Below are 26,629 nucleotides of genomic sequence, written 5' to 3'. Positions count from 1 at the left end.
CTCCAATCCATGTGGAAAAGGCAATCGTCTCGCGATTGTCTTTTCTTTTGTTTGAAAAATTATAGCCCCAATACGAAGATAATTTACTGATTTTAATGAATTTACAATAGAAAAAGCGCTTACAATACCCTAACGTAAGGGGTGTTCAGACACAGTCTTAACGCAAAATCGTATTCGGAAGGAGAAAACAACTATGAACCCGGCAAGCACTGCTGGCATTCAAAAACAGGGAGAGAATCTTAAGCCGAAAGTCTCGAGGTGGACACATACTTGGCGCCAATACAAAAAAAACAAATATTTATTCTTATTACTAGCTCCCGTGATCATCTGGTATACCGTATTTGCTTATGGCCCGATGTATGGCATTCAACTGGCTTTTAAAGATTATTTTATTCGTGATGGAATTTGGGGAAGTCCTTGGGTCGGCTTTAAGCATTTCGAATATTTGTTCACAGCTTCACCCGACTTTTGGAAAATTATTAAGAACACGCTTATTATCAGTTTTTACCATATCATCTTTGGTTTTCCTGCACCGATTATATTGGCGCTGTTATTTAACGAACTTAGGTTTTCTTTCTTCAAGAAGGTTGCACAGACGATATCCTATTTACCCCATTTCTTATCCTGGATCGTTATTGGAGGGATATTGATCACTTTGTTATCTCCGAATTCGGGTGTGGTCAATTATATTATTCAGTGGCTCGGCTTTGATCCCATTTACTTTTTAGGCAGCGAGAAATATTTCCGCTTTACGCTCGTTATGTCAGGAATATGGAAGGAAATCGGCTGGGGAACGATTATATACTTAGCTGCATTAGCAAGCATTGATTCCCAAATGTACGAAGCTGCAGTTCTGGACGGAGCCAATCGCTGGAAACAAACGTTATTTATCACCATTCCTTCGATCCTGCCGGTGATTGCTATTCTGCTTATTCTTCGGGTAGGGAGTGTGCTGGATGCTGGCTTCGATCAAGTCTTAACACTTTATTCACCAGCAGTATATGGAGTGGCGGATACGTTAGATACTTATGTGTACCGGATAGGTCTGCAAAACTTTCAGTTCAGTCTAACGACGGCTGTTGGATTATTTAAAAATGTGGTGGGTCTTATCCTGGTGTTATTTGCAAACTTCATAACGAAAAAAATGGGGCAGGAAGGTCTTTATTAATGAATGAATGTAAGGAAGGAGTAACTACAATTGAAGCTATCCACTGGTGAAAAAGTATTCCAAGTCTTTCTAATCCTATTTGTAATCATTCTTTGTATTACGATGATTTATCCCTTCTTGCATGTGCTCTCTATATCATTTAGCACACCTGCGGAAGCCCTTCGGCCGGGAATTCATTTCTATCCTAAAGAAGTTTCCTTCTTTGCTTGGAAGCGTGTACTGACAACTGATACGGTCTGGCAAACGATGGGGAATACGGTTTTTCGCACAGTTGTAGGAACGGCTCTGACACTGGTGTTTCTGTCACTGGGAGCATATCCGCTGTCTCGCAAATATTTGCCGCACCGGGGATTTTATACAATGTTCATTGTTGTAACGATGTTTTTTGGCGGCGGGCTTATCCCTACCTATCTGCTAATCAAAAGTCTGGGACTTATAAATTCGTTATGGGTTTATATTGTCCCCGGCCTGCTCAGCACGTTTAATCTTCTGCTCCTGCGAAATTTCTTTATGGGTATACCGGAGGAACTGGAGGATTCAGCTAAAATAGATGGGGCTAATGATATGCGGATCTTATTTACGATTGTTATTCCGCTGTCGAAGCCTGTTCTAGCAACATTAGCCCTATGGACTGCAGTAGGGCACTGGAACGCTTGGTTTGATGCAATGTTATATATGCAGGATCAATCAAAGATTGTACTGCAGCTCTTCTTAAGACGGCTTGTTATTTCAGCCGAAGGAGATCCGATGTTACCACTTCCTACTAATGAGCAGGCTCCTGAAATGGTCAAAGCAGCTATTATTATGTTTACAGCGCTGCCTATATTAATGATCTATCCATTCCTGCAACGTTTCTTCGTCAAAGGAATTATGGTTGGATCACTTAAGGGTTAGAAGACTCAGAATGGTTTAAACAGTCCGCTATATCCGCGAGCTGTCTAAATATATAGATGAACAAGAAAAGGGAGGAAATAAAAGAATATGAGGCATACATCCAAGAAATGGTTGGAAATTGCTGCGATAGCCCTATCGGCTTCACTTGTCATGAGTGGTTGTGGCGGGAATGCGGCGAATAATAGCACTAACGAAGCTAAGCCGACGAATCAAGGTCAAGGGGGGACATCAGCAGCTGAAGCTCCGATTGAAATTATTTGGGCGAACAACTTTAATACGCCAGAAGAAGACGGTAACTATGTGCAAACCGAGCTAGAGAAGAAATTTAATGTAAAAATCAAAAATATTAAATTGGAACGTGGAACTTGGAAAGAACAATTTTCGGTGCTTCTAGCTTCTGGAGATATTCCTGATATCTTCCCGGTCGATGCAAACGAAACGGATATGGTGCAATGGGCAGATCAAGGGATCATTGCGACAATTGATAAGGCTGAAATTGAATCCCTGATGCCGAAATATGCAGCAGCATTGGATTCCGTTGATTCCGGGGCATGGGGCGTAGGCTTATACAACGAAAAAAACTGGGGGATCCCGAAAATTTGGCCAGGTGGTCTTGATGGATTTATTCCGGGCTATAATGAAGCGTGGCTGAAAAATATTGGCTACTCAGAACCACCCAAGACATTGGAAGAGCTTGAAGATGTACTCACCAAATTTGTTAATGAAGATCCGGACAAAAATGGGAAGAAAGATACTTACGGCTTAATCGGCCGCGGCAAGCTTCCAGAACAATTGTTCACAAGTGTGTTCTCAGCCTATGCTGTTTCCCCTTATCAATTCAAGAAGGATGCTTCCGGGAACGTAGTTTATGGAGGCGTTACAGAAGAGACACGATCAGCATTGGCGTTATTGAGCAAATGGTACAAAGCGGGTCTGATTGATCCTGAATTCATAACTAGTGATAATAACGAAATCAATATTAAATTTGCTGATCAAAAAGTGGGTATGGTGGATAACGGGAAGTGGGGCAATTTTTATAAAGAATCTGGGTTTGTCGCAAAACCTGGTCTAGAGAAAGGTCAAATATTCGTGCCTGGCAAGCCGTTTACAGCTCCAGATGGCGTTGCTTATTCATTCGCGTATGGTGCAAGACAGGCGCCAGTATTGTTCGGTGTTCAACTCGAAAAGGATGAGAAAAAACGCCATAAAATTATGGAAATTCTTGAATATGTGTCTACGGATTCCGAAGGTTTTCTGCTGACAGGTTTCGGTCAATTGGGGGTGAGCTATGATATGGAAGGGGACCTTGCCATTCCAAAAGCGGATGAAGAGGTTAGTGCTCCGAAGATGGGAGCGGGCAATTTCTATAATCCACTTAGCTCCACAGACACTTCAATGGAAAAACATACGGTAAAACAAGAATTGCTAGATTTGAGAGACAAGATCACTCCAGGTGTTACACCATTGCTTGATGTACTAGGCCCAGCGGTATTGACAAGCAAACCCAAGTATTGGGGCAATCTGAAGACGTTACAAGATACGTTTGTTATCAAGGCGATTACAGGAGAAGCGAACACGGGTAAAGATTTTGATAATTTCAAGGATAGCTGGCTAAAAGCCGGAGGTCAGGAAGTAACGGATGAAGTAAATAAAGTGTTGGCGGATCGTAAATAGAGCGGTTGCCCGCTGATTAGTACTGGATGATAGGCTGGAGCAAAAGCTTGCTCCAGCCTATTTATTAAACCCTTAAGAGAGTTGATTCTAAGATAACGGAGGTAGAAATGAGCGAATTAATTATTTATGAGCAGCCGAATGAAGCCCTGGGGAAAGACGATTTTACAGTAAGCGTAAGAGAGCCTGGTGGGGTATGGCAATCTCTGTTTGTTTTTGAAGCAAAGGTGGATATGCATCAGGTTCGGTCGACATCGATGGTTTATTTTGATATGGATGGCACGGTGGAGGTCTCTGTTCATTGTAAAAAACAACAGATTGAACAAGCGGTTATTCGCCCTTTGGCATCCCAAATCTCCTTTCAAATCGAAGAGAATACCCTTTTGTTCACATTGGAGCACCCGTGTAAGCTTTCCATTGAAATCAATGGAGAACGTTTTAGTAACTTGCATCTTTTTGCCAACCCCTTGGAGACAGCCCCTCCTAGACATGACGATGATAATGTAGTGCTTGTCCAACCAGGAATACATCAATTTGCGGCTATCGCAGAACAAGTTCAGCATTTGTCAGAAAGGGCTAACGGGGAGCGTCAGACGATATATTTTATGCCCGGGCTTCATCAATTCGAGAATCCAATGCTGCATATCCCTTCTGGGACCACCGTTTATATTGCCGGAGGCGCGATCCTTTGTGGATCCATAATGATTGACCATGCTGAGAATGTTGTTGTTCGCGGCAGAGGTGTTCTGTATTTGGCGGATATGGAGAAAACGACTTATTTAAGAGGCGTTCAAATCCAGCATTCTGAACAGATTGAGATCGAAGGGATCATCACGCTTGATCCTCCGCATTACAGTATATATATCGGAGCGTCTAAGCATATTCGCATTCATAACTTCAAAGCTTTTAGTACACGCGGCTGGTGTGATGGAATTGATATGATGGCTAGCTCAAATGTGGATATTAAAGATGTGTTCTTGAGAACTTCTGATGATTGCATTGCCATTTACGGCAGTCGTGGAGAGTATTACGGAGACTCACGCCATATCACGGTTAAAGATTCCATACTCTGGGCGGACGTCGCTCATGCCATACATGTCGGTATTCATGGTGATCACCAACATAATGGCGATTTTATAGAAAATATTTGGTTCGAAAATATCGATGTGCTTGAACATCACGAGCCGCAGGAAAATTATTGGGGCGTTATGGCAATTTGTGCAGGGGACAACAATACCATTCGTAAGGTTACTTTCAAAAATATCCGGGTGGAGGATTTCGAACTAGGTCAGCTGTTTGATGTCCGCGTGGTGTGGAATAAAACCTATAATCCGGTGCCAGGACGCTGTATCGAAAATATTGAATTTAGCGATATCCACTACAATGGGAAGAATACCCATCCTTCCCGTATATTCGGCTATGACGAGGAAAGAGGTGTGAAGGACATTTATTTTTATAATCTCCAGATTAATGGAGAGGTTATTGTCGACCTGAATAACAAACATTTTGTAGTGAATGAATTTGCCAGCGGTATTTATTTGCATTAAATCAGAGGATGTAAATGAATGGAGGAGAACAATGAATTCACTCAAAGTGCTACTCTTTGGAAAATCGCCTAAACGTATTTTTAGGATCACAGTTTCCTTAAGTTTGTTGGTAACGCTAGTGCCTTTATCAGCAGAAGGAGCCGCAGTAGAATCGACAGAGCTGTCGATAATTACGGATTACCAACCTGCCATTAATGAGGTTATAGATGAAAGCGGATTCAAACATCCGGGTGTTGGCCTGACCAAGGATATTCTTGAGAATATTAGGACACAGGTACGGGCGCAAAAAGAACCCTGGATCACTTATTATAATCAGATGCTTCTCTCTCCGGCAGCTTCAAGAACGGTCACTTCCAACAATCAGAGTGGTGCGGATCCGTTGAAACCAGCGAGCGATGCTTTTAATAGCCAAGGCTTTAATTCAAGATTTATAGCGGATGGGTTGAAGGCTTACACACAAGCTCTATTGTATGTAATATCGGGTGATGAGGTTTACAGAGCTAATGCCATGCATATTATCCGGATTTGGTCACAGATGGACCCTGAGAAATACGTGTATTTTAATGATGCACATATTCATACAGGGATTCCGCTTAATCGAATGGTTACTGCGGCGGAAATCTTAAGGTACACAAGTACTCCAACTGAAGAGCTGAAATGGACGGAACAAGATGTCGCTGATTTTACGAATAATCTTATTAATCCGGTTATTGAAACGTTCCAACACACCAATGATCGTTTTATGAACCAGCATCTTTATCCGCTGCTTGGAGCTATGTCAGGTTATATTTTTACAGGAAATAAAGATAGGTACAATGAGGGAGTTGAATGGTTTACCGTCAATAAAACCGCTGTCGATCAGGGGCAAAATGGCGCGATAAAAGCATTATTCAGATGGGTTGATACAAATATTGTAACAGGGGAAAAAGTTAATCCTCCCGTAGTTCAGCATGTTGAAATGGGCAGAGATCAGGCGCATGGCGCTGGGGATATAACGAATGTAGAGATTTTATCACGTTTATTATTGGCTCAGGAAACAAAGGTAGATCCGGTAGAGGGGACTGTTTCTAATACGCCAAATGCGGTGGGTCCGTATGAGTTTCTAGATCAACGGATTTTAAAAGCTGCCGACTATTTTGCGCAGTATATGATTGGCTATGATACACCATGGATTCCAGTGGCGGCACATACAGATGTAAATGGAAATCCAACGATTATCTATAAACACTTGGCTGGCGGTTACAGGGGGAGAATTGGCGGTAATGTCTATGACCTTTATTATTATTATAAATATTCAGCTGGAATAAATATGGAGGTTGAAGCTCCTTACTTTAGCGAGATGTTTACTAAGCGATTGCCTTTCTATTGGGAGTCTCCGGATGGAGGCGGGGATTATTGGCTGTACATCCCTAAAGAAGCAGAGGGCGAGGGTACGCTCAATCTGCCGAAGGGGATAACGAATCCAGATTTGAGAGAACTAGAAGACCGGTATACGAAGCTTGATAGTCACTCCACCACAAAACAAGAAGGAGACACTACTTACGTTGAGATTACCGCAACAGATGAGGGCAGTAAAATTGCTTATGTGGGTGCAAGCAGCGGCGAACGAACCATTGCTTTTAAGATTCGGACTACTGGCATAGCAACCATGGAGGTGTTTGGCGATACCGTTACGCTGCCTGATACAAAGGGGCAATGGAGGTATATTCAGTATGCGTTCAATGAGTTCCAAGGCTTCAGCGATCTTGTCTATTTTAATGTGAAAGGAAATGGGACAACAGTCGATATTGACCATATTAATTTAAAAGCTGGGGCACAGCTTACCCCTCCAGTATTTACATCAGGGAAGGCACCGGTATCTTTATTTACCTATGAGGGTTCTACAGCGGCAATTCAATTTGATTTCTCTGCGACAGACGCAGGTGCAACGGATGTTGTTGCCTATCAAGCGGATCAATTACCTGAGGGCGCACTGTTCAATGAAACTTCAGGTGTGTTCTCTTGGTCTGGAGCACATGCGGGAACGTATTCCTTTGTAGTGAGTGCCTCAGACGGCACTTCGGTTACAACCAAGGATGTTACTGTTGTAGTAGCGAATGATCGGCATTCTGCCGTCAACGCTGTCATTTCTCCTTATCATGCTGATGTGCCTTACATTTCGGCAACGTTAGCTCACTATAAGCAAGTGCATGCTGAGGTAATGGATGTAATTACTAATGTCACTGACGAGGTCTTCTATCAGAAGTTATTTGACCTGAATCTTGCAGTGCAAAGTCTTAAAGAATTGACGCCATTAATGAAAGATGGAAGTGTTAATTTTACGAATATGTTTGTTAGCTCAACCTTTGGTAATGCAGTCCCGAACCTGCTGGACAACACAAATGATAGTTTTGTGGGGTATTATACAGCGCAGGATCGGGCGCATTACATGGATTTAGGACCGGATTTTCAAATATCAGCAGAAAGCTTTGAGCTTCAGGTAAGAGCTAGTTTTCCGGAGAGAATTGGCGGCGTTGCAATGTTCGGATCGAATGACAAAGAAAATTGGACCCGCTTAACTCCCGGTTTGACAACAGTTACTGAAGAGATGCAGAGACTAGAGGTTCAAGCAGGCCTGGAGCATGAAAAATTCCGATTTTTGAAAATGGAAATGATAAAGCCTTCGAGTACTATGCTGGAAATTGCTGAATTTAGAATCTTTGGCCAGCGGTATGAGACAGTAAATCAATTAGAGTCCGTGTCCATTCACTCAGAGCAAAGCTTAAAAAATCGGATTATTCCAGGGGATACGATTCAATTATCCTTTAAGTCTACAGAAATGATCCATAATGTAACGGCCAATATACAGGGTCAACCTGTTGCAGTCAGTTCTGTGGACAATATCAACTGGACAGCTAAGCTTGTGGTGAATGAAAATGTTCCATCAGGTACTGTGAAATTTAAGATCAATTATAAAACGGCAGCTGGAGAGGATGCTGTAGAGACTATTTTTACAACAGATGGTTCTACTTTATTCATTGCAGATCAGACAGGGCTTGTCGCTAATGTGCTTGAGATAGCAAATCTAATCGATTCCAGTGGAAGGAATCCGGCTGATCTTTTGGCAACAGCAAAAGTTTTATTTGATAATAATTTAGGTTCTATCACGGATTTTCGTTTAAATGGCAGTGGTTATGGTGCCTATCTAACCTTTGACTTTAAAGAAGGCGGCCAGGCATTGCTGTCTAGGGTAGAAGTAATCGGAAGGCAAGATAATTATGCGGGCAGAATTAATGGAACAGTGGTGCAAGGCTCCAACGACAATGTGACGTGGACTACGATCTCTAATGCAGCCTGGAATACGCCGGAATGGCAGACGTTGACGATTAACAGCACAGAACCCTATCGTTATATCCGCATCACCAATGGAAACAACTGGTATGGAAACATGGCTGAACTACGTTTGTATGGTGATGTTAAAATCAATTCAAAGCTTGATGCGGTGTCCATTCGCTCCGACCAAAGTATCCAGAAACGAATTGTGTCTGGGAACACGGTGAAATTGTCTTTTAAAGCAAGCGATGCAATAAACCAAGTGAATGTCAATATTCAGGGTCAAGTCGCAACCATTGCTACTGTCGATAAGATCAATTGGACGGCTGAAGCGGTGATGGGCAATAACGTACAACCTGGACCTGTGAACTTTAGTATTAAATACAAGACAAATGAGGGAATCGAGGGGCCGGAAAAAACATCAACTACAGATGGTTCATCTCTGTACATTCCCGATGAGACCGAGTTGATTAGTAATGTGCTTGCGATTACTAATTTAAGTGATTCCAGTGGGAGAACATCCACTGATCTCAGGAATGTTGCGGGATCATTATTCGATGGAAATGCATGCTCAATTACGGATTTTCGGGTAAATGGCAGTGGATATGGAGGATTTATAACGTTTGATTTTAAAGAAGGGAATAGGGTCCAGCTGTCCAAGGCAGAGGTGCTTTCCGGGCAAGATAATTATTTTACACGAATCAATGGGACTGTGGTTCAGGGTTCGAATGATAATACAAGCTGGACGACAATCTCCTCTCCTGCAGGAAAAACGATGGATTGGCAGACCTTAAGTATTAGTAACGCAGAAGCCTATCGTTATATCCGGATCTATAATAGTAGTAATTGGTTTGGAAACATGGCGGAATTACGCTTTTATGGCGTAGTGAAAGGGGCGGACCAAACAGCTCCGGTGACAACGGATGATGCACCGCAAAGTTGGACCAACAAGGATACGTTAGTAACCTTCACAGCCAAAGATGCGGGCTCTGGTGTTGCGGCAACCTATTTCACTGTAAACGGTGGCGAGCAGCAAACCGGGAATTCAGTTATTTTATTCAATGAAGGAACACATAAGTTAGTTTATTGGAGCGTTGATAGAGAGGGTAATGTGGAACAGCCGCATAAGGCTGCTGTGGTTAAGATTGATCGGACCGCACCACTGGTGGTAATTAACGGAGAGGTTTCCTATACCATAGAGCAGACATTAAACATCACCTGTAGTACAGCTGATACTGTATCAGGCATCACTTATTCGCCATGTGATTCAACGCTCGCAGATGTAAAGGCGTATACGCTGGAACCGGGAACTCATAGTGTAACTGCGAAAGCCGAGGATGCGGCGGGCAATGTCGGGTTGGCAGAGCATTCGTTTAGTGTATATGCGACATTTGACAGCTTGTCGGCATTAACCGAAACTTTTGCAGCTGAGACGGGTGCTCCAGATTTAGAAAACGTAACTAACTCACTTTTGCAGCAGCTGGCTAACGCAAAAGAAAAAGCTGAGCAGCATGCTGGCGCAGAAGTTCACAGCTTGCTGGAAGCTTTTAATAGTGAAGTGAACCTCCAGAGCAATCAGGTGTTCACTTCTGAGCAGGCAGAGGTTCTAGTCCGTTGGTCACAATGGCTCCAGAATACAACTCCGCTTGCTGGTGGAGCCCCTGGAAAGCCAGTGTTGTCTGACAATAATGGGCACGACACCGGGCTTCGAGATGGCAGCTATACCGTCACCATGAATCTTTGGTGGGGGAACAACGGTACCGAATTTAAGCTCTATGAAAACGATGTGCTGATCAGTAACCAGATGCTGACGGACAGCTCACCGAATGCGCAAGCCATGAGTACGGATATTGTGGGCAAATCAAATGGAACCTACACGTACACGTGCGAGCTGGTCAACAGCTTCGGCTCGACAACCTGCGATCCGCTTATCCTTACTGTTACCGATGCAACACCGGGTAAGCCTATAGTATCCCACGACAACTGGAGCGGGGATGGAACTTATGACGTTATGATGAATATGTGGTGGGGAACCAATGGTACTGAGTACCGTTTGTATGAGAATGGAGAAGTGATCGACACCCAGACACTAAACACGGCTACCCCTGCGGCTCAGATGACAGTTACGAAACTTAAAGATAAAGCACCAGGTGTATATGAATATTACGCAGTATTAGTCAATGCATCAGGCGAGACATCTAGTGAGAAAATCACAGTAACTGTCAAGCCAAGAAACTGATCATAGAGCTGATGAAATAGGAAGGCCCTTTCTTCGGGATGACCGAGGGAGGGGCTTTTTTATAGCTGTAAAGGATACTATTGAGGGATTGAGACGTTGAATAACGAACGGAGAATTAGGGAATTCTGTAAATTGACATAACACCTATAGGTGTTATAATCAAAAGTGAACCCAAAAGGTGTTATATTAATTGAATGCTGGAGGCTATTTATTATGCAAACTCAAGAACCCTTACAAGAAATTCGTCAAACGATTTTACTAGATGCGCCAATAGAAAAGGTTTGGAAAGCTGTTGCCACGGCAGAAGGAATGGCAGCCTGGTGGATGCCTAGTACATTCGAGCCTGTTGTTGGGCATGAATTCATCCTGCATGCTGGACAATTCGGAGATTCTCCTTGTAAAGTAACCGAAGTTGATCCTCCGAATCGTGTTGGTTTTAATTGGGGGAAGGATTGGCATCTTGCTTTTGAACTGAAAGAAATCGAAGGGAAAACTGAATTTACCTTGATTCATTCTGGATGGGACCCTGAAAAAGTTACTGAATTTGGACAACCACATCCAATCGTACGCGGCTTTATGAACAGCGGCTGGGAAAAAATCGTCCAAGAAAAACTTCCTGACTATATCGAGGCTTAATATGCTGGTTGCTGAAGCAGGACATGATGTATTTCAGGCGATAGCAGATCCTACCCGCCGCAGTCTGCTAAAGCTGCTCGCTAATAAGGAAATGTCTATAGCATCTATTACGGATTGCTACCCGATCAGCCGAACCGCTGTTAATAAGCATTTACAGGTATTGTCCGATGCGCAGCTTGTTAGCAGTCAGAAAGTCGGACGGGAGACCCGGTATAAGCTTCAGCCAGAACCTTTGCTGGAGCTGCAAGATTGGCTTGTCTTTTTTGAAGGTTATTGGGCTAATAAATTGTTTGCGCTTAAAGAATATGTTGAGGCTGACTCAGAGGAGAAGTAATAAACCGGGAGGCGTGAGATCGCGCTCTCCGGTTTTTTGTGTTGTTTAAATTCAGTTTATAAAAGGGAGTTACCATCACAATACAAACTAAAACGTTGGAGGAATTGTAATGGTAAATGAACGCAAAAAAATAATTGAGCCCAACCCTGGAGATTGGGCCGTCGAAGCGCGTGGGCTCGTCAAAACGTTTGGTGACAATCGCGCAGTTGATGAAGTAAATCTAAACGTTAAGGCAGGCACAATTTACGGTGTTCTTGGTCCCAATGGGGCTGGAAAGACGACGGTAATTCGGATGCTGGCTACGTTACTTCGGCCGGATGCGGGGTCGGCGCGAATCTTCGGGCATGATGTGGTAAAGGAGTCGCAGATTGTTCGGCAATTGATAGGGGTTACGGGACAATATGCTTCTGTGGATGAGTCACTTAGTGCTACAGAGAATCTGATTATCTTTTCACGTCTTTTAGGGTTAGGGCGGGCAGAGGCGCGGCAAAAGGCAACGGAGTTGTTAGAAGAGTTTGGTCTGACGGAGGCGGCGAAACGGCCACTTCGAAATTTCTCTGGCGGTATGCGCCGACGTCTGGATCTTGCAGCGAGTCTGATTGCCCAGCCTCCGCTTATCTTTTTGGATGAACCAACAACAGGCCTGGACCCACGGACACGTTCGCAAATGTGGGATACCATTCGTCGGTTGGTGAACACAGGATCAACAGTGCTGTTAACTACACAGTATCTTGAAGAAGCCGATCAGCTGGCAGATCGCATTGCAGTTATTGATCATGGCCATGTCGTTGCAGAAGGCACCGTGGATGAGCTAAAAGCTTCAGTGGGCACCACCTCGCTGCACTTAAAAGTCCAAAATCTTAAAGATATCGCTCAAGCGCGCCGGATTGTGGAACATGTGCTGCATATCCAGTCTATTGTGCCGAATGAGGCTGGGAAAATTACTGCACCGATGGCGAACGCTGATTTAGTCACTGATTTGCTTATTGCACTCCGCGAAGCGGGGATTCCACTTGCGGAGATGAGTGTGCAGAAACCGACGCTTGATGAAGTGTTTTTGACGATCACTGGCCATGGAGTTACGGATGAGCCGTCCCAAGCGTCACAAGAATCAATTAATAAGGAGGCAGCAAGAGCATGAGTATGAGAACATCTACTATTAGTCCAGGTGCGACCCGACAATTGAAAAACCATACGAGCTTCAAACAATCTGTTCGTAACTCGTTAACGATGGCTTATCGCGGGATATTGAAAATCCGTCGCACACCCGAGCAATTGTTCGACGTAACGCTGCAGCCAATTATTTTCACACTAATGTTTACTTATATTTTTGGTGGAGCCATATCAGGAGATGTAGTGAGCTATTTGCCCGTTATTATTCCTGGTATTCTAGTGCAGACTGTAATCACGACCTCCATCGTCACTGGTGTCCAACTGCGGGAAGACATGGATAAAGGGGTGTTTGACCGCTTTAAGTCATTGCCGATTGCCCGAATAGCCCCATTAGCCGGAGCTTTGTTGGCAGATACAATTCGATATACGATCGCAACTGTGCTTACTTTTGTCATGGGCTATATTATGGGTTACCGACCTGATGGCGGTCTGGAGCATGTCGCAATTGCTGCGCTTTTGGTTATTGTCTGCTCCTGGTCGATTAGCTGGATTTTCGCTTTCTTTGGTGTGATTGCCCGAACCGCTTCCAGCGTACAAGGGATATCAATGATTGTGCTGTTCCCACTTACGTTTCTATCCAACGCCTTCGTGCCTGTAGATACGATGCCTAACTGGCTGCAATGGTTTGTCAAAGTCAATCCAATCTCGCATCTTGTGTCAGCTGTCCGGCAGCTTGCTAACTCTGGAACCGTAGGCTGGGATTTCGCTATTTCACTTATCGGAGCCGCTGTGATTGTTGCGGTTTTTGCACCTATTACTGTGCGTGCATATATGCGCCGGACATAATTAGAGATGAAGAAACGGCAGAAATGCCGTTTTTTTGTGTTTTTTATTATGTTGAAAAAGCCGTGATCAAAGGATATCCCAAGATTACGGCTTAAATTTGTTGAGGAGGGACTTGCAAAGAGGCTTTTTAGAATTACTTATCTTTTTTAAAGAAGGTATGAATTAAATTGGAGACCGATCTATCATACAATATTTTAGCCGTTTCCTCATTTTGAATATGTCCACCCAAATGCAGATGAATGACGCCATGCAATGACGCCCATACCAGGTTAACAACAAGGAGAGGGTCTTTCTCATTAATAAACCCTTGTTCGATCGCTTCTGTAATAAGGGCTATCACTTGTTGTAGTGCCGTAAAGATAGCATGTAAGCTTTCCTCCTCCGGTTTGAATTCACTAAAGGCCCCTCCGAACATAACCATATAATAGCTGGTATGATTCCGTGAGAAATCCCAATAAGCTTGTCCAAGCTCGCGAAGATATAAATTTAGATTATCTTGTTTTGGAACCGCTTGAAAGGCAGCAGCTAATAATTTACACCCTTGCAAAAAAAGCTCCTTCGCTAAACCTTCCTTGTTTCCAAACAAGTTATAAATGATCTTTGTGGGACATTCCATTTTTTCAGCAACCTTGCGAATAGTTACACCTTCGGGTCCGGATTCATGCATGATGGCCGCAGCGGCTTCGATAATGTTCAGTCTTAATGTTTCCGCATGCTGTTGTTTTGCTTTTGGGTAGGTTGTAACAGATTGAGCATCTATAGAAGATATTTCGGACGATTTTTGCATGTAGTTTCACTTCCTTAGAACTTTACTTTAGCTTTTTTTAGATAGCCGTTATTTCTAAACCTTATTTTACTGATGTAGAAGAGAAATAGCCAATAATTAAATGTGTAGAACTTTATTTGACAACGCAACCTCACTTGGATACAATGATTCTTATTGAAACAGTGTTTCTAGATGGTCATTAAAGGGAGAGATGATAGCAATGATTACAATTCAAAATAAATGGACGTTGATTACCGGAGCTTCTTCGGGTATAGGTGAAGCGTTTGCTCGAGAACTTGCAGCCAAAGGAAGTCACTTAATTTTAGTCGCCCGTTCTGAAGATAAATTGATTGCTTTAGCGGAAAAATTACAACGAGAATTTCAAATTCAAGCGGAGGTTCTAGTTGCTGATTTATCTCAAGAAGGTTCCCCTGACAGGCTCTATCAACAATGTGTAGAACGTGGCTTGAACGTTGATATTCTTATTAATAATGCAGGTTTTGCTACGCATGGGCTTTTTGAACAACTATCTGGTTCGAGACAACATGAAGAAGTGATGCTAAATGTATTGGCGGTTGTAGATCTGACCCATTTGTTTTTGCCAGAGATGTTAAAAAGAAAAAGCGGAGTGATTATAAACGTTGCATCAACAGCAGCATTTCAACCTCTTCCTAATATGGCTGTATATGGAGCGACAAAAGCTTTTGTATTATCATTTACACAAGCGCTATGGGAGGAAAATCGGAAACGGGGCGTACAATTTCTTGCGTTATGTCCGGGGTCTACGGAAACAGAATTTTTTAATGTTGTAGGAGCCGATGAAGCTTCGGTAGGGAAACGAGACACGCCAGAAAATGTCGTTCAAGTGGCTCTTCGGTCGCTTCAGGCAAAAAAAGTGTTTGCTGTCCCAGGATTTACAAACTATATTTCAGCTCAAATGTCACGTTTTTTCACACGTAAACAAATGCTTTATTTTGTTGGACGCATGCTCCGTACGCGACATTAATAGATCAACGTATTCAAGCTGGTGTATTCCTTAGCAATGATTAACTATTTTAATTATAAAAAAACAACAAAACAGCGGTTCTCCCCAATATGGGAGAACCGCTGTTTTGTGTTTTGACTTGCTGACTTTGACTCACTCAGTCTCGCTTGAATTTACAGCTACATCACTAACATCATCAACATCACCAACATTAACATCAACAACATCAACATCAACGTCAACGTCAACATCAACGTCACCATCACCATCACCATCAACGTCAACATCAACGTCACCATCACCATCACCATCAACATCAACATCACCAACATCATCAACATCATCAACATCATCAACATCTACAACAACAACATCAACAAAATTACCAATCGACATCTAAATCACATCGCCGACTCATAATCGTCCACTGTGGTACGGACCCCAATGACGCTATTAGTATGTTTTTCGCAGTTCCAGCGTAGTTTCGGACTCCAGTGCAGCTATTCCCTAGAAGGGGTTCTAAATATGATGTTTTGTGCGCCAATAGGTGCATTGAGGTCCGATAGGATCAGAAAAGTGGGGGATTTCTGCGAATAAGGTCAACTGAGTCCGATAGTACCTCGTCCAGGGTAATTAACTAACTAATGTATTAAGATTCAATAAAAAGGAAAACAAACCAGCGTTGGTTTGTTGCTACAATAGATATTTGGGCAAGTAAGGCTAACGGACCCCAATAACGTTATTAGCATATTTTTCGCAGTTCCAGCGTAGTTTCGGACTCCAGTGCAGCTATTCCCTAGAAGTAGGCTCGAATATGGTGATTTGTGCGCCAATAGGTGCATTGGGGTCCGATAGGATCAGCAAAGTGGGGAAGTTCTACGAATAAGGTCAACTGAGTCCGATAGTACCTCGTCCGCCAAAGTAAGGGGAGGTAAACACCCTCGCCCTCGCAAATAGCCTATTAGTAATTATCTAAGTCTACGCAAATAGCCTACTAGTAAACACCCCCGTCCTCGCAAACAACCTACTAGTAAACACCCCCGTCCCCGCAAATACTACTGGCATGAACCTTCGTACACGTAACTCCGTATTGGAAGCTACGTCATGCGCAGAAAGCAATTGATTTTAATCAAAGAAGGTTCGGTCCTCAAATTATTTTGGCCTATTTTTCCATTAACTACTTCATCTGTCGTAGTAATTATGCTATACTGCAACTACTACGACAGATGAAGTAATCATGGGGGGATATTCTTGATCAGCAGTGATGTTATACGCGGCTACAATGATACGATGATCCTCTACATGCTGCTGGACGGGGAATCTTACGGGTACGAGATTTCCAAAAATATCAGGCAGTTAACGCAGGAGAAATATGTCATGAAGGAGACAACGTTATATTCTGCCTTCACCCGACTGGAGAAAAACGGATATATAGAATCCTTTTATCTGGATGAGAGTCTTGGCAAGCGGCGTACGTATTACCGGATTACCTCGTTGGGTCTCGCCTATTACCGAGAAAAATGTGAGGAATGGAAGGTTACGCAGCAAGTTGTAAACCAATTTATCAAGGAGTGGTGATAGAGCATGGAGACGATCATAGTATATCTGGATAATATGTTTGCGGGTCTGCCAAAGACTCAGGAACTGGAACATCTGAAGCAAGAGCTGCTATCCGGGATGGAGGAGAAGTACCTAGAGCTGAAGCTTGCTGGCAAGTCGGAGAATGAGGCGATTGGTATCGTCATATCGGAATTCGGCAATATTGAAGAGCTGACAGCGGAGCTTGGCATCGATCCAGTTGCGCCGGAACAGGCTATTCCGGTGCTGACGGAAGAAGAGGTTTACGCTTATGCGGCGGCCAGACGAAGCGCTGGATTATGGACGGGTATCGGCGTTTTTCTCTGCGCATGCGGAGTGGCGTTTTTGATCACCCTGGATACAATATTTGAAAATAAGGCTGTTATGAGTGATAAAGGTTCTATGCTGGGGCTGGTCGGAATGTTCGTGCTGGTCGCTATCGCGGTCGGGATGTTTATACACAGCGGAATGAAGCTGGATCGCTTTAAGAGTCTGGAGCAAGGTTTTCAGCTGCCTTACGCTCTAAAGATGGCGCTACAACGGAGCCAAAGTCTTTATGCTTCGACTTACCGTCTTTCTTTGATTACAGGAGTCTGCCTATGTGTGCTGTCGCCGGCTTTTATCTTCACCACTAGCTATGTCAACGATGACTATGCTCCCTATGGAGTCGCTGCTTTTCTGTTTATTGCGGCTGTAGCGGTGTTTCTGTTCATCTATTACGGGAATATCCAGGGTACTTATACGAAGTTGCTGGAGGAGCCGAATATCATTGCAGAGAAGCAGGAAGAGAACCGATTTGTTGGAGTTGTTGGGGCTGTGTTATGGCCTTTGGCGACGGCGATTTTTCTGTTCACGGGTTTTGTCTATGGGCGCTGGGACATCAATTGGGCAGTATTCCCAATTGCGGGTATCCTGTCCGGCATGTTAAGCAATGTTAATCATGTTCTGAACCGTAAAGATATCTCCTGATGGTGTTGACTACACTTGTACATTCCTGAACTAGATAGATTATATGTAAGGTATTCTACCAGTAGATTTGGCTGGAGAATACCTTTTTTTGTTGGATTTTAACAGGTGAGCTAAATGAGCTCTTTAATATTTTGACATTTAAATTTTAAGTACGGACTTGGACATATGTTGAGAGAAAGAGAATATGAATATACAACAATAATCTTGTTAAAGAGGCGACAATACATTAACTAGTTAGGAGAAATGATCGATGGAATTCGAACTGGGCAGCATTTTGAAACTAGTAAAACGTAGGCTGCTGTTCATTATTGTATTATGTATCGCTGCAGTCGGGCTCGCTGGTAGTGTTAGCTATTACGTTTTACAGCCGAAATACGAAGCGACAGCTTCTATACTTATTCAAGGGGACAGGCAGCAGAAAGCAATTAATGACATTATGGCCGGACAAAAGCTGGTCACTACTTACGGGGAGATCATTCGAAGCAGCAGGATAGCGGAAGAGGTCGTCAGAAAGCTGCAGCTAAAAATGACAGCAGAAGAGTTACTCAAAAATGTGAAGACAAGAACCAATAGCGAGTCACTCGTAACAACGGTAATTGTGACTGATTCAAAAGCTCAACGGGCAACAGATATCGCGAATGGCTTCGGAGAGGCCTTTAATGCGAATATTCAATCGATTATGGGAGTGGAGAATGTTGTATTTCTCGACCGTGCCAAGGTTCCTTCTGATCCTGTCTCACCTAAGCCCGTCTTCAATATGGCTGTTGCCTTCGGATTGTCGCTGATTACCGGGATCGCAATCTCTATCCTCCGGGAATTGATGGAGAAACCCGTGAGAAGTGCCAAAGATATTCAGCTTGATTTGCAGCTTCCGCTTCTGGGAACCGTGGGCAAATTAAAGCCACGCAAACGGCGGAATAAAGCGAAAACCAAATCAGCAGAAGGAGCCACCAGTTATGAAGAAGAAAACGCCAAAATTATATTGCCTGGAACAACCGAAGTCATCTAGCGGAGATCAATTCCGAAGCATACGCTCCAATATTCGTTATACCCGCGTTGGTGGAGAGATCCGCTCTTTATTAGTCACAAGCTCGCTTCCGGATGAAGGGAAATCAACGGTAGCCATAAACCTGGCGATTGCCATGGCAGAAGCTGGTAAGACAGTTCTACTCATTGATGGGGATCTACGTACGCCAACGGTGGATAAGGCATTTGATCTGCCTAATTGGATCGGGCTTAGCAGTATCTTAGTGGATCATACCCGCTTAGAGGATTGCATTATTTCTATTGAGGAAGCAGAAGGTTTGTCTGTATTGACCTCTGGTCCGATTTCACCAAATCCCGCTGAATTACTAGGCTCTGAAGGAATGAAGCGATTGTTTGCAGAGCTGAGCGTGCGTTTTGATACGATTGTTATCGACTCATCCTCTGTATTAATGCCATTTTCGGATGCCCTTATTTTGGCAACGATGACTGAGGGGGTATTGCTAGTTGTGAAATCCGGAAAAGTGCTCTTAAAGCACACGAGTTCTGCCAAGCACTTGCTAGAGCAGCAGGGAGCACATTTGCTGGGAGCCGTATTGAATTATCGGAAAAAGAGCAGGCGTTCCAAGATTCGTGGTGAAGATTTTGCCGAGTGGGCCTCTTCTTCTGGAATGGTCTGACGTCTATGTCATTTGCTTCTCTTCGTTATTTGCTCGGGAATATCACTTACGCTGGTGCTCAGTTTGTGATTGTGATCCTGCTGAATAAATTCGGGTCATCGGCAATCGTGGGGCAATATTCGCTAGGGCTTGCAGTTACTGCTCCGATCTTTATGCTGTCGCATCTACATCTTCGTTCCGTATTAATCGTTGATTCATCGGGGAAATACAGTTTTGGAGACTTTCTGGGCTTACGGCTGATAACAACTGCCCTTGCGTTTACGATTACCGCAGGTTTTTGCATAATAAGTGGTTTGGATTGGAATACAGTATTGGTTATTTTCTTCATCGGTCTGTATAGAATCGTTGAATCAATCAGTGATATTTTATTAGGCATCGTTCAAAAGGAGGAGAGATTAGATCAAATCTCAATCTCCAGAATGGCAAAAGGGTTATTCTCCATTCTAATCTTCATCCTCGTATTTATCCCTACACAGAGCCTTGTTCTTGCCTTGTTAGTCATGATAATCGGATGGTTAGCGATAACGATTGGATATGATGCTCGTAAAGCGAGAATATACACTTCTCTCAGGCCACTCTTCAACAAAAGAAGCCTATGGAGTTTACTGATCGTCAGTTCACCGCTAGGCGTGGTATTGGCGTTGATGTCGTTAAATACGAATATCCCATTATATGCGATTTCCTATTTTAAAGGGGAGCATGACTTAGGTATTTATGCTTCACTCTCATATATGATTGTTGCCTGCAATGTTGTCGTCACCGCACTTGGTGAAGCCATAACACCACGTCTTGCCAGGTGGCACGCAGGCGGGAGACACAAGGAGTTTGTCACTTTACTCAGCCGAATGATAGCGATGGGTTTGGGGTTTAGTGCGGTCGCTTGTTTGATAGGGTGGTTGTTTGGCCACAAGCTGTTAACCGTATTATTCAGTTCAGACGTGGCAGGAGAGTTAGGGTTGTTTCATTGGCTGCTGGCGTCCACCATGCTGGTATTTATTTCATCCTACCTGTGGTACGCCATAACGGCTACCGGAAGGTACAAAGCCCAGATTCCATTGTTTTTGTGCACAGCATTCACTAATGGCTTGTGTTGTCTGATCTTCGTACCTCATTACGGGGTAGTAGGTGCTGCGATGGGAGCTAGTTCGTCGTTATTTGTACAGATGATTGGCAGTGTAGTTGTGCTGTATCGTGTCATCGGAAAGGCAAGAAATCGGGAACAGTCGGAAGCGGCAGCATAAGTTCTTGTTTTATAGGAAAGTAGGAAAGTAGGGACTTGTATGACATCTGTATCTGTTGTAGGGAAGCCCTACACCATGCACAATTTATTTCTGTTTGCGGTCATGGGGTACATCATATGCCTTCCGGCGCAGATTGATTTTGGGGGAGCCTTCCGTATCGCCCCGTCGGATCTCTTCTTAATGTTAGGTTTATTTGCCGCTGGATTCCATCTCAAATTGGACCGGAGGATATTCAGTTCATGGCATTGGGGCATGCTGTTCATTTTTGTTTTAGCTTCCTTTGTATCCATTTGGCGCAACGGCTTCATTACTCAATACGCCCTGCTGCAAAAAGATATTGGATTTATTCTCCTTTTGTTGACCTACATCATGCTTGTGCAAGCAGCTGATAGCTGGGAACGGTTATATAAAATGCTCCGATTTTTCCTGATCAGTGTGCTGCTCTTAAATGGTGTTGCCCTATTCGCTTTTTTCAGCGGAGTAAAGGTTCCGTTCATGGTGCAAGACGGGCGGTTGTCCGGCATGTTAATTGATCCCAATGCATACGGGGGATTGCTGGTGACGGCTTTTGCCATTCATATCATGACGAGTGGGGAGAAGATAAAGCTGCTGCGGGGATGGGTCAGCGTACTAGCGACGATAAGCTTAGCCGGGGGCATTATAATGACCTTCTCGCGCTCGTCTTGGATTGGTCTGTTCCTAGTATTACTTACACTTCTGATTACCAAACCGTCCAGACTGATCAAGATCGGTATGGGGTTTGGGGTGGCTTTTATAGCTCTGCTGCTGTATAAAGGCACCGCTTATCTAAATGTGCTGGAGTCTATGTCCAGCAGACCTTCCCAGATCCAGTCGCGTCTTGACATCATTGACAAAGCGGTGGATTGGATCGCACAAAGTCCGTTATTAGGCATTGGGCTTGGTTCCTATAATTACGAACTGCGCATTATTATCCACAACACCCCTATATGGTTTTTGACTGAATTCGGCTTATTGGGCTTGATTGTATATGGCGGATTTATGATTTGGTTCTTCATTGTGGGTATCCGTTCTTATCGTGCAGCAGATCCGATTCATAGACCGATTATTATGGCATTGCTGCTGTCCCATGCGGCGATGATTGGGTTATCGATGGGCATTGAGGCGTTATTCCAGCGGTATTGGTGGTTCATGATGGCGATGAACGGAGCTTGCATCCGGTTAACAGACAAAAACCTGAAAGGAGAGATGCCCTATCGAACCCAACACGTTGAAAGGTCAGCTGGGCGCAAGCTTCGACAACGAGCAGAGCAACCTCAATAAAAGCTCAAGTAAGGACATCGGGAGTATCCCAGCTGAGGGCGGCTTACAAGCAAAGGTTGCTTTTGTAGCCTCCATATATGGGCATTTCGAGAGTTTTCATTTACCTTACATGGCGTTATTGCAGCAAAAAGGGTGTGAAGTCCATGCTTACGCTCAGCCGGGCGAAGCCAGACAGCGCATGGAACAGCGGGGAATTGTATGTCACGACGTACCTATACAACGAAGTCCTTTACAGTTGAAGAATTGGACGGCTCTGCGGATCTTAACTAAAAGCTTCCAAGCGGAAAAATTTCAGTTCGTCCATGTACATACACCAGTGGCTTCGATTCTCGGACGGATTGCAGCCCATAGAACAGGTGTCCCCAGCCTATTGTATACAGCTCATGGTTTTCATTTTTTTAAAGGTGCTCCTCTTCTGAACTGGATGCTTTATTATCCGTTGGAGTATTTGATGGCCCGTTGGACGGATGTGCTGATCACTATCAATAGTGAAGATTATGAGCGCGCTCAAAAATTCCCTGTCCGAAAAAAAGTAACTTATGTGAGTGGAGTCGGGCTTGATCTTCAGGTATACGGTAGCGGTGAGAGGGATAATGAAGTTGCAAAAATGAAGGGGGAAAGTCGTCGCCAGCTATTTGATTTACCTAAGAGATACAATGATAATCCTTCATTCGTTGTTCTCTGCGTCGCTGAGTTAAATGCTAACAAGAACCAAAAACAGTTGATCCAAGCACTACATCATTTGGGTGATCAAGCAAGCGATATTCATCTAGCATTCGCAGGTAAAGGTCCTTTCGAGCAAACTCTTGTAGAACTTGCTACTCGGTTAGGGGTTAGGGATCAGGTGCATTTTCTGGGGTTTCGAAGAGATATACCGGATTTGCTACAAGCGTGTGATGTTGCGGCACTCGTGTCCTATCGCGAGGGGTTACCCCGGGCGATTATGGAGGCGATGGCAGCAGGTAAACCCGTGATCGGCACACATATTCGGGGCATTCGCGATTTGATTGAGCATGAGTCAACGGGCATGTTGGTTCCAGTAGATGATATTGCTGCTACGGCAAAAGCACTGGTTCAACTGCGAGCGGACGCAGCTTTGACCGCAGCAATGGGGAAAGCGAATAAGGACAGGATTATTCGCTATGGATTGCCTGCGGTGCTTTGTGAAATGGACTCGATTTATATAGAAGCGCTGAATGAACCAGGGATAAAGCCATTTCCGTCTGAATTACAACCGGGTCTGACAGCAGATAGATAATTCATTCTCGCATATAAGACAACATACGAATAAACGAATAATTAGTTAATTAGGGAGAAAGAAGTGATGAAAATGCGGATCGTACGTTTAGTCATGTTGGATGCGGGAATTATAGCGGCTTCAGTGTGGCTTGTGTTTTTACTTCGGTTTGATTTTCAAATCCCTGAGCAGTACATGTGGATGCTTCCGTGGGCGATACTCATTCACATTATGGTGTACGCAACGTTCTCATTTGGATTCAAGGTGTATAACAATATCTGGCGATACACCGGTATAGGTGAGTTATTGCAGCTGCTAAAAGTGAGTGCTTTAACACTCTGTGGAGTGGTCGCTGTCAATGTATCTACGCATGTATTCGTCCCTTCTTATCGATTGCCGATTTCGATTTATTTTGCAGCGGGATACGTATTTCTCGGCATTGCCGGCTTACGTTTAGTAAACCGTCTCATCAACGATAGATTTGAAACAGCGGGGGCAAAGGGTTCATCCGAAGGCAATCTGCTAATCGTAGGGGCAGGGAAAGCAGGCATCCTCGTTACCAAAGATATCAAGCATTCAAGATTTAAATTCATGAACCCAGTCGCCTTCATAGATGATGATATCTCAAAGCGCAAGCTGGAGCTTATGGGGTTACCGATTGTCGGTAACCGTAACTTCATTCCCCAGGCAGTCGAGCAGCTGGATATTTCGTTCATTATCATCGCTTTGCCTACGGCTCCACAAAAGGAATTACTGGAGATCATCGAAATCTGCAAATCTACCAAAGCTCAGATCAAGTTAATGCCCAGTATGACCGATATTTTGGACGGGAAAATGGCCATTAACATGATCCGTGAAGTATCCGTAAATGATTTGCTGGGGAGAAGCCCAATAGAAATTAATACGGAAGAGATTCGTGAGAATTTGGGAAGCGAGTGTATTCTCATCACCGGTGCAGGCGGTTCAATTGGTTCGGAGTTATGCCGGCAATTGGCTGCGTACCGTCCGAAGGAAATGCTGCTTTTGGGGCATGGAGAAAATAGCATTTATCTTATTGAACAAGAATTGCGGCAGTTATATCCCGATCAGATCATTCATCCCATTATAGCGGACATTCAGGATGTATCGCGGATTGATAACGTTTTTCAAAAATTCCGCCCCTCCATTGTGTATCATGCCGCTGCTCACAAGCATGTTCCTCTTATGGAGGTGAATCCAGTAGAGGCAGTTAAAAATAATGTGATCGGCACAAGGAATGTAGCGGAAGCGAGTGCTAAATATGGCGCTAAACGGTTCATCCTCATCTCATCGGATAAGGCGGTTAATCCTACCAGTGTTATGGGTGCCACGAAACGAGCCGCGGAAATGATCATTAATGATCAGAATTCCTTAAGCAAGACGGTTTTTGCTGCTGTACGTTTTGGTAATGTGCTGGGCAGTAGGGGAAGTGTCATTCCGTTATTCAAAAGACAAATCGAAAACGGCGGCCCGGTGACGGTTACACATATGGATATGGTGCGTTACTTCATGACGATACCCGAAGCGGTACAGTTGGTTATTCAAGCAAGTGTGCTGGCACAAGGGGGAGAAGTGTTTGTGCTGGATATGGGTAAGCCAGTTCGTATATACGATCTAGCGAGGGATTTAATCCGCTTGTCGGGTCTCGAGCCTGACAAAGATATTCCCATTGTGGTCACTGGCATTCGTCCTGGAGAAAAATTGTTTGAGGAGCTTTTGACTGAAGAAGAAGGGTTATTGGTCACTAACAACTACCGTATTATGATTAGCCGCCCGCAAAGTGTCTCCAGATCTGAACTGAATTTGGTGTTGGGGGTTCTGGAGAACTTGTGCAAACGGTATGAACTGATGCCAAGCAGTCATCAGATCAAAAAACTGCTAAAGCAGCTAATTCCAAGCTATTCGGGTTTTCAGGAAGAAACGCAGGTGGGCACACATGATCTTGAACGCATTAAATCCGAAGTTCATGCGGGAATCTGACCTATGAAGTCGACTAAGTATTCATGGATGACAAGATTATGGGGCAAGCGCGACAAGCCAATTACAGGTAAACGTTCACGCATGCGGCGGGTGGGACGATACAGCCTGATTGTTATTCTTGTTGTGGTTGTAGTTGGGGGGATCTGGATTGGAGGGATATTGAATCCAGAGCATCGTTTTAACAAGGCGATTCTTAACCCCTTGACGATCCCTAGCTCTAATTTGGTTACGGACAATGAAGAGAGGGTACAGTCGCTCAGCACACCAGCCCCACAAGCGCAAACGGATGAGCTTATCCTAACAACGCCTACACAAACTCCAGCTGCGGCGATATCCCCAGCAGACAAGAAAAGCTCATCCTTTAATGTAGTGCTAATTGGAACAGACACTTGGGGCGGAGAAAGCTCGCGGGCAGATACGATCATGGTTGCCCATGTGATGCCGGATCAACGGAAGGTGAATATCGTATCTGTGCCGCGGGACACGCGGGTTTATGTGCAGAATGTCGGCTATACCAAGATCAATCATGCACATATCGTTGGTGAGACAAAGGGTGGGAATCAGCAGGGTACGCTGACACTGATTCAAGCCGTTAGTGATTTTATGAATATTCCTATTCATTACTACATCAAGACGAACTTCTCCGGTGTTCGTGATTTCATCGATTCGATTGGCGGGATCGATATGCTAATTGATCAGGATGTGACCATCACTCCGGAGATCACCATCAAGAAAGGTGAGCAGCATCTGGATGGTGCCCACACGCTTTATTTAGCAAGGGAGCGCTACTCGACTCCGGAGGGTGACTTTAGCCGCCAACGGGAGCAATTCAATATCGTTCGGGCTGTAGCCAAAAAGCTATTAAGTCCGGAGCATATTCCTGATCTAGCTGGACTGCTACTGCGTGAAAAGAAAGACATTATTGATACGAGTTTTAGTGACAGTGATTTGATGAGCTTAGCTTGGCTATTCAAGGGAATGGATTCCGCGGATTTTGCTTACGAACAGATTCCTGGCCATAACAGCTCTGCTCTAGATCCGCTCGTCCGAACTAAAGTGTATTACTGGAGTGCTAATTCGGAAGAGGTAAAGTCACTCACAGAACGTCTTTTTACGGAATAAGAGAAAG

The 26,629-nt window shown here is 44.1% G+C and carries 21 protein-coding genes; 19 read left to right on the top strand and 2 right to left on the bottom strand.

Annotated features, from left to right (window positions below; genetic code table 11):
* Positions 1-193: 193 nt before the first annotated feature.
* The 9 genes from MKZ16_RS18790 to MKZ16_RS18750 all read left to right on the top strand — a co-directional run bounded on the left by MKZ16_RS18790 (position 194) and on the right by MKZ16_RS18750 (position 13,760).
* On the top strand, positions 194-1,168 hold the full coding sequence (locus MKZ16_RS18790; protein ID WP_036688267.1) for an ABC transporter permease subunit: 975 nt from the start codon (positions 194-196) through the stop codon (positions 1,166-1,168).
* Between the two features lie 30 nt (positions 1,169-1,198).
* Positions 1,199-2,062 carry a carbohydrate ABC transporter permease gene (locus tag MKZ16_RS18785; RefSeq protein WP_036688266.1) on the top strand — a complete coding sequence of 288 codons (864 nt, stop codon included), beginning with the start codon at positions 1,199-1,201 and terminating at the stop codon, positions 2,060-2,062.
* 87 nt (positions 2,063-2,149) lie between these two features.
* Positions 2,150-3,736: an extracellular solute-binding protein gene (locus tag MKZ16_RS18780; RefSeq protein ID WP_036688263.1), complete on the top strand. Its 1,587-nt coding sequence runs from the start codon at positions 2,150-2,152 to the stop codon at positions 3,734-3,736.
* 107 nt (positions 3,737-3,843) lie between these two features.
* Positions 3,844-5,280, top strand: coding sequence for a glycosyl hydrolase family 28 protein (locus tag MKZ16_RS18775; protein ID WP_076106268.1), 1,437 nt, complete (start codon positions 3,844-3,846; stop codon positions 5,278-5,280).
* 31 nt (positions 5,281-5,311) lie between these two features.
* Positions 5,312-10,831, top strand: coding sequence for a discoidin domain-containing protein (locus MKZ16_RS18770; RefSeq protein ID WP_076106265.1), 5,520 nt, complete (start codon positions 5,312-5,314; stop codon positions 10,829-10,831).
* Positions 10,832-11,044: 213 nt separating this feature from the next.
* A complete protein-coding gene (locus MKZ16_RS18765) occupies positions 11,045-11,467 on the top strand; it encodes an SRPBCC domain-containing protein (RefSeq protein ID WP_076106263.1) in 423 nt (140 codons plus the stop codon).
* 1 nt (position 11,468) lies between these two features.
* On the top strand, positions 11,469-11,801 hold the full coding sequence (locus tag MKZ16_RS18760; RefSeq protein ID WP_076106261.1) for a metalloregulator ArsR/SmtB family transcription factor: 333 nt from the start codon (positions 11,469-11,471) through the stop codon (positions 11,799-11,801).
* A gap of 109 nt (positions 11,802-11,910) precedes the next feature.
* The gene (locus MKZ16_RS18755; protein WP_076106258.1) at positions 11,911-12,942 is read left to right on the top strand and encodes an ATP-binding cassette domain-containing protein; all 1,032 of its coding nucleotides are present in this window, start codon (positions 11,911-11,913) and stop codon (positions 12,940-12,942) included.
* A gap of 2 nt (positions 12,943-12,944) precedes the next feature.
* Positions 12,945-13,760 (top strand): ABC transporter permease, encoded by an 816-nt coding sequence (locus MKZ16_RS18750; protein ID WP_076106440.1) that lies wholly within the window; start codon positions 12,945-12,947, stop codon positions 13,758-13,760.
* 133 nt (positions 13,761-13,893) lie between these two features.
* Here the strand turns inward: MKZ16_RS18750 and MKZ16_RS18745 are convergent, their stop codons facing one another.
* Positions 13,894-14,547, bottom strand: coding sequence for a TetR/AcrR family transcriptional regulator (locus MKZ16_RS18745; protein WP_036688255.1), 654 nt, complete (start codon positions 14,545-14,547; stop codon positions 13,894-13,896).
* 199 nt (positions 14,548-14,746) lie between these two features.
* Here MKZ16_RS18745 and MKZ16_RS18740 point away from each other — a divergent pair, with 199 nt between their 5' ends.
* Complete coding sequence (locus MKZ16_RS18740; RefSeq protein WP_076106256.1) at positions 14,747-15,532, top strand: SDR family oxidoreductase; 786 nt, start codon at positions 14,747-14,749, stop codon at positions 15,530-15,532.
* A 132-nt stretch (positions 15,533-15,664) separates the two neighbouring features.
* On the opposite strand, the gene MKZ16_RS18735 is transcribed toward MKZ16_RS18740, so the two are convergent.
* Positions 15,665-15,907 (bottom strand): hypothetical protein, encoded by a 243-nt coding sequence (locus MKZ16_RS18735; protein ID WP_076106254.1) that lies wholly within the window; start codon positions 15,905-15,907, stop codon positions 15,665-15,667.
* 855 nt (positions 15,908-16,762) lie between these two features.
* Here MKZ16_RS18735 and MKZ16_RS18730 point away from each other — a divergent pair.
* The 9 genes from MKZ16_RS18730 to MKZ16_RS18690 all read left to right on the top strand — a co-directional run bounded on the left by MKZ16_RS18730 (position 16,763) and on the right by MKZ16_RS18690 (position 26,622).
* Positions 16,763-17,089 (top strand): PadR family transcriptional regulator, encoded by a 327-nt coding sequence (locus tag MKZ16_RS18730; RefSeq protein WP_036688249.1) that lies wholly within the window; start codon positions 16,763-16,765, stop codon positions 17,087-17,089.
* Between the two features lie 6 nt (positions 17,090-17,095).
* Positions 17,096-18,058, top strand: a complete 963-nt coding sequence (locus MKZ16_RS18725; RefSeq protein ID WP_076106252.1) for a permease prefix domain 1-containing protein — start codon at positions 17,096-17,098, stop codon at positions 18,056-18,058.
* A 250-nt stretch (positions 18,059-18,308) separates the two neighbouring features.
* Complete coding sequence (locus tag MKZ16_RS18720) at positions 18,309-19,067, top strand: Wzz/FepE/Etk N-terminal domain-containing protein (RefSeq protein ID WP_038571777.1); 759 nt, start codon at positions 18,309-18,311, stop codon at positions 19,065-19,067.
* Positions 19,015-19,722: a CpsD/CapB family tyrosine-protein kinase gene (locus MKZ16_RS18715; RefSeq protein WP_076106250.1), complete on the top strand. Its 708-nt coding sequence runs from the start codon at positions 19,015-19,017 to the stop codon at positions 19,720-19,722. Before MKZ16_RS18720 ends, MKZ16_RS18715 begins: the two co-directional genes overlap by 53 nt.
* Positions 19,723-19,727: 5 nt before the next feature.
* Positions 19,728-20,963, top strand: coding sequence for an oligosaccharide flippase family protein (locus tag MKZ16_RS18710; RefSeq protein ID WP_076106248.1), 1,236 nt, complete (start codon positions 19,728-19,730; stop codon positions 20,961-20,963).
* A gap of 75 nt (positions 20,964-21,038) precedes the next feature.
* Positions 21,039-22,265, top strand: a complete 1,227-nt coding sequence (locus MKZ16_RS18705; RefSeq protein ID WP_076106246.1) for an O-antigen ligase family protein — start codon at positions 21,039-21,041, stop codon at positions 22,263-22,265.
* On the top strand, positions 22,213-23,523 hold the full coding sequence (locus tag MKZ16_RS18700; protein WP_081393451.1) for a glycosyltransferase family 4 protein: 1,311 nt from the start codon (positions 22,213-22,215) through the stop codon (positions 23,521-23,523). The genes MKZ16_RS18705 and MKZ16_RS18700 overlap by 53 nt, the downstream gene beginning before the upstream one ends.
* Positions 23,524-23,589: 66 nt before the next feature.
* Entirely contained in the window at positions 23,590-25,500 is a 1,911-nt protein-coding gene (locus MKZ16_RS18695) for a nucleoside-diphosphate sugar epimerase/dehydratase (protein ID WP_076106244.1), read from the top strand.
* Positions 25,501-25,503: 3 nt separating this feature from the next.
* Positions 25,504-26,622, top strand: a complete 1,119-nt coding sequence (locus tag MKZ16_RS18690; RefSeq protein ID WP_256715531.1) for an LCP family protein — start codon at positions 25,504-25,506, stop codon at positions 26,620-26,622.
* Positions 26,623-26,629: the final 7 nt, after the last annotated feature.

This window comes from Paenibacillus sp. FSL R5-0928, assembly GCF_037970385.1.
Classification (GTDB): domain Bacteria; phylum Bacillota; class Bacilli; order Paenibacillales; family Paenibacillaceae; genus Paenibacillus_AQ; species Paenibacillus_AQ odorifer.
The sequence above is the reverse complement of the archived record's forward strand: the minus strand, read 5'-3'. Positions and strand labels throughout refer to the sequence as shown.

Bases quoted from the DNA above. Each gene is read 5' to 3' on its own strand.
- MKZ16_RS18705 (WP_076106246.1), top strand. From the start codon at position 21,039: ATGCACAATTTATTTCTGTTTGCGGTCATGGGGTACATCATATGCCTT.
- MKZ16_RS18745 (WP_036688255.1), bottom strand. From the start codon at position 14,547: ATGCAAAAATCGTCCGAAATATCTTCTATAGATGCTCAATCTGTTACA.
- MKZ16_RS18750 (WP_076106440.1), top strand. From the start codon at position 12,945: ATGAGAACATCTACTATTAGTCCAGGTGCGACCCGACAATTGAAAAAC.
- MKZ16_RS18755 (WP_076106258.1), top strand. From the start codon at position 11,911: ATGGTAAATGAACGCAAAAAAATAATTGAGCCCAACCCTGGAGATTGG.
- MKZ16_RS18720 (WP_038571777.1), top strand. From the start codon at position 18,309: ATGGAATTCGAACTGGGCAGCATTTTGAAACTAGTAAAACGTAGGCTG.
- MKZ16_RS18725 (WP_076106252.1), top strand. From the start codon at position 17,096: ATGGAGACGATCATAGTATATCTGGATAATATGTTTGCGGGTCTGCCA.
- MKZ16_RS18760 (WP_076106261.1), top strand. From the start codon at position 11,469: ATGCTGGTTGCTGAAGCAGGACATGATGTATTTCAGGCGATAGCAGAT.
- MKZ16_RS18710 (WP_076106248.1), top strand. From the start codon at position 19,728: ATGTCATTTGCTTCTCTTCGTTATTTGCTCGGGAATATCACTTACGCT.
- MKZ16_RS18790 (WP_036688267.1), top strand. From the start codon at position 194: ATGAACCCGGCAAGCACTGCTGGCATTCAAAAACAGGGAGAGAATCTT.
- MKZ16_RS18690 (WP_256715531.1), top strand. From the start codon at position 25,504: ATGAAGTCGACTAAGTATTCATGGATGACAAGATTATGGGGCAAGCGC.
- MKZ16_RS18780 (WP_036688263.1), top strand. From the start codon at position 2,150: ATGAGGCATACATCCAAGAAATGGTTGGAAATTGCTGCGATAGCCCTA.
- MKZ16_RS18740 (WP_076106256.1), top strand. From the start codon at position 14,747: ATGATTACAATTCAAAATAAATGGACGTTGATTACCGGAGCTTCTTCG.
- MKZ16_RS18770 (WP_076106265.1), top strand. From the start codon at position 5,312: ATGAATTCACTCAAAGTGCTACTCTTTGGAAAATCGCCTAAACGTATT.
- MKZ16_RS18765 (WP_076106263.1), top strand. From the start codon at position 11,045: ATGCAAACTCAAGAACCCTTACAAGAAATTCGTCAAACGATTTTACTA.
- MKZ16_RS18715 (WP_076106250.1), top strand. From the start codon at position 19,015: ATGAAGAAGAAAACGCCAAAATTATATTGCCTGGAACAACCGAAGTCA.
- MKZ16_RS18695 (WP_076106244.1), top strand. From the start codon at position 23,590: ATGAAAATGCGGATCGTACGTTTAGTCATGTTGGATGCGGGAATTATA.
- MKZ16_RS18775 (WP_076106268.1), top strand. From the start codon at position 3,844: ATGAGCGAATTAATTATTTATGAGCAGCCGAATGAAGCCCTGGGGAAA.
- MKZ16_RS18735 (WP_076106254.1), bottom strand. From the start codon at position 15,907: ATGTCGATTGGTAATTTTGTTGATGTTGTTGTTGTAGATGTTGATGAT.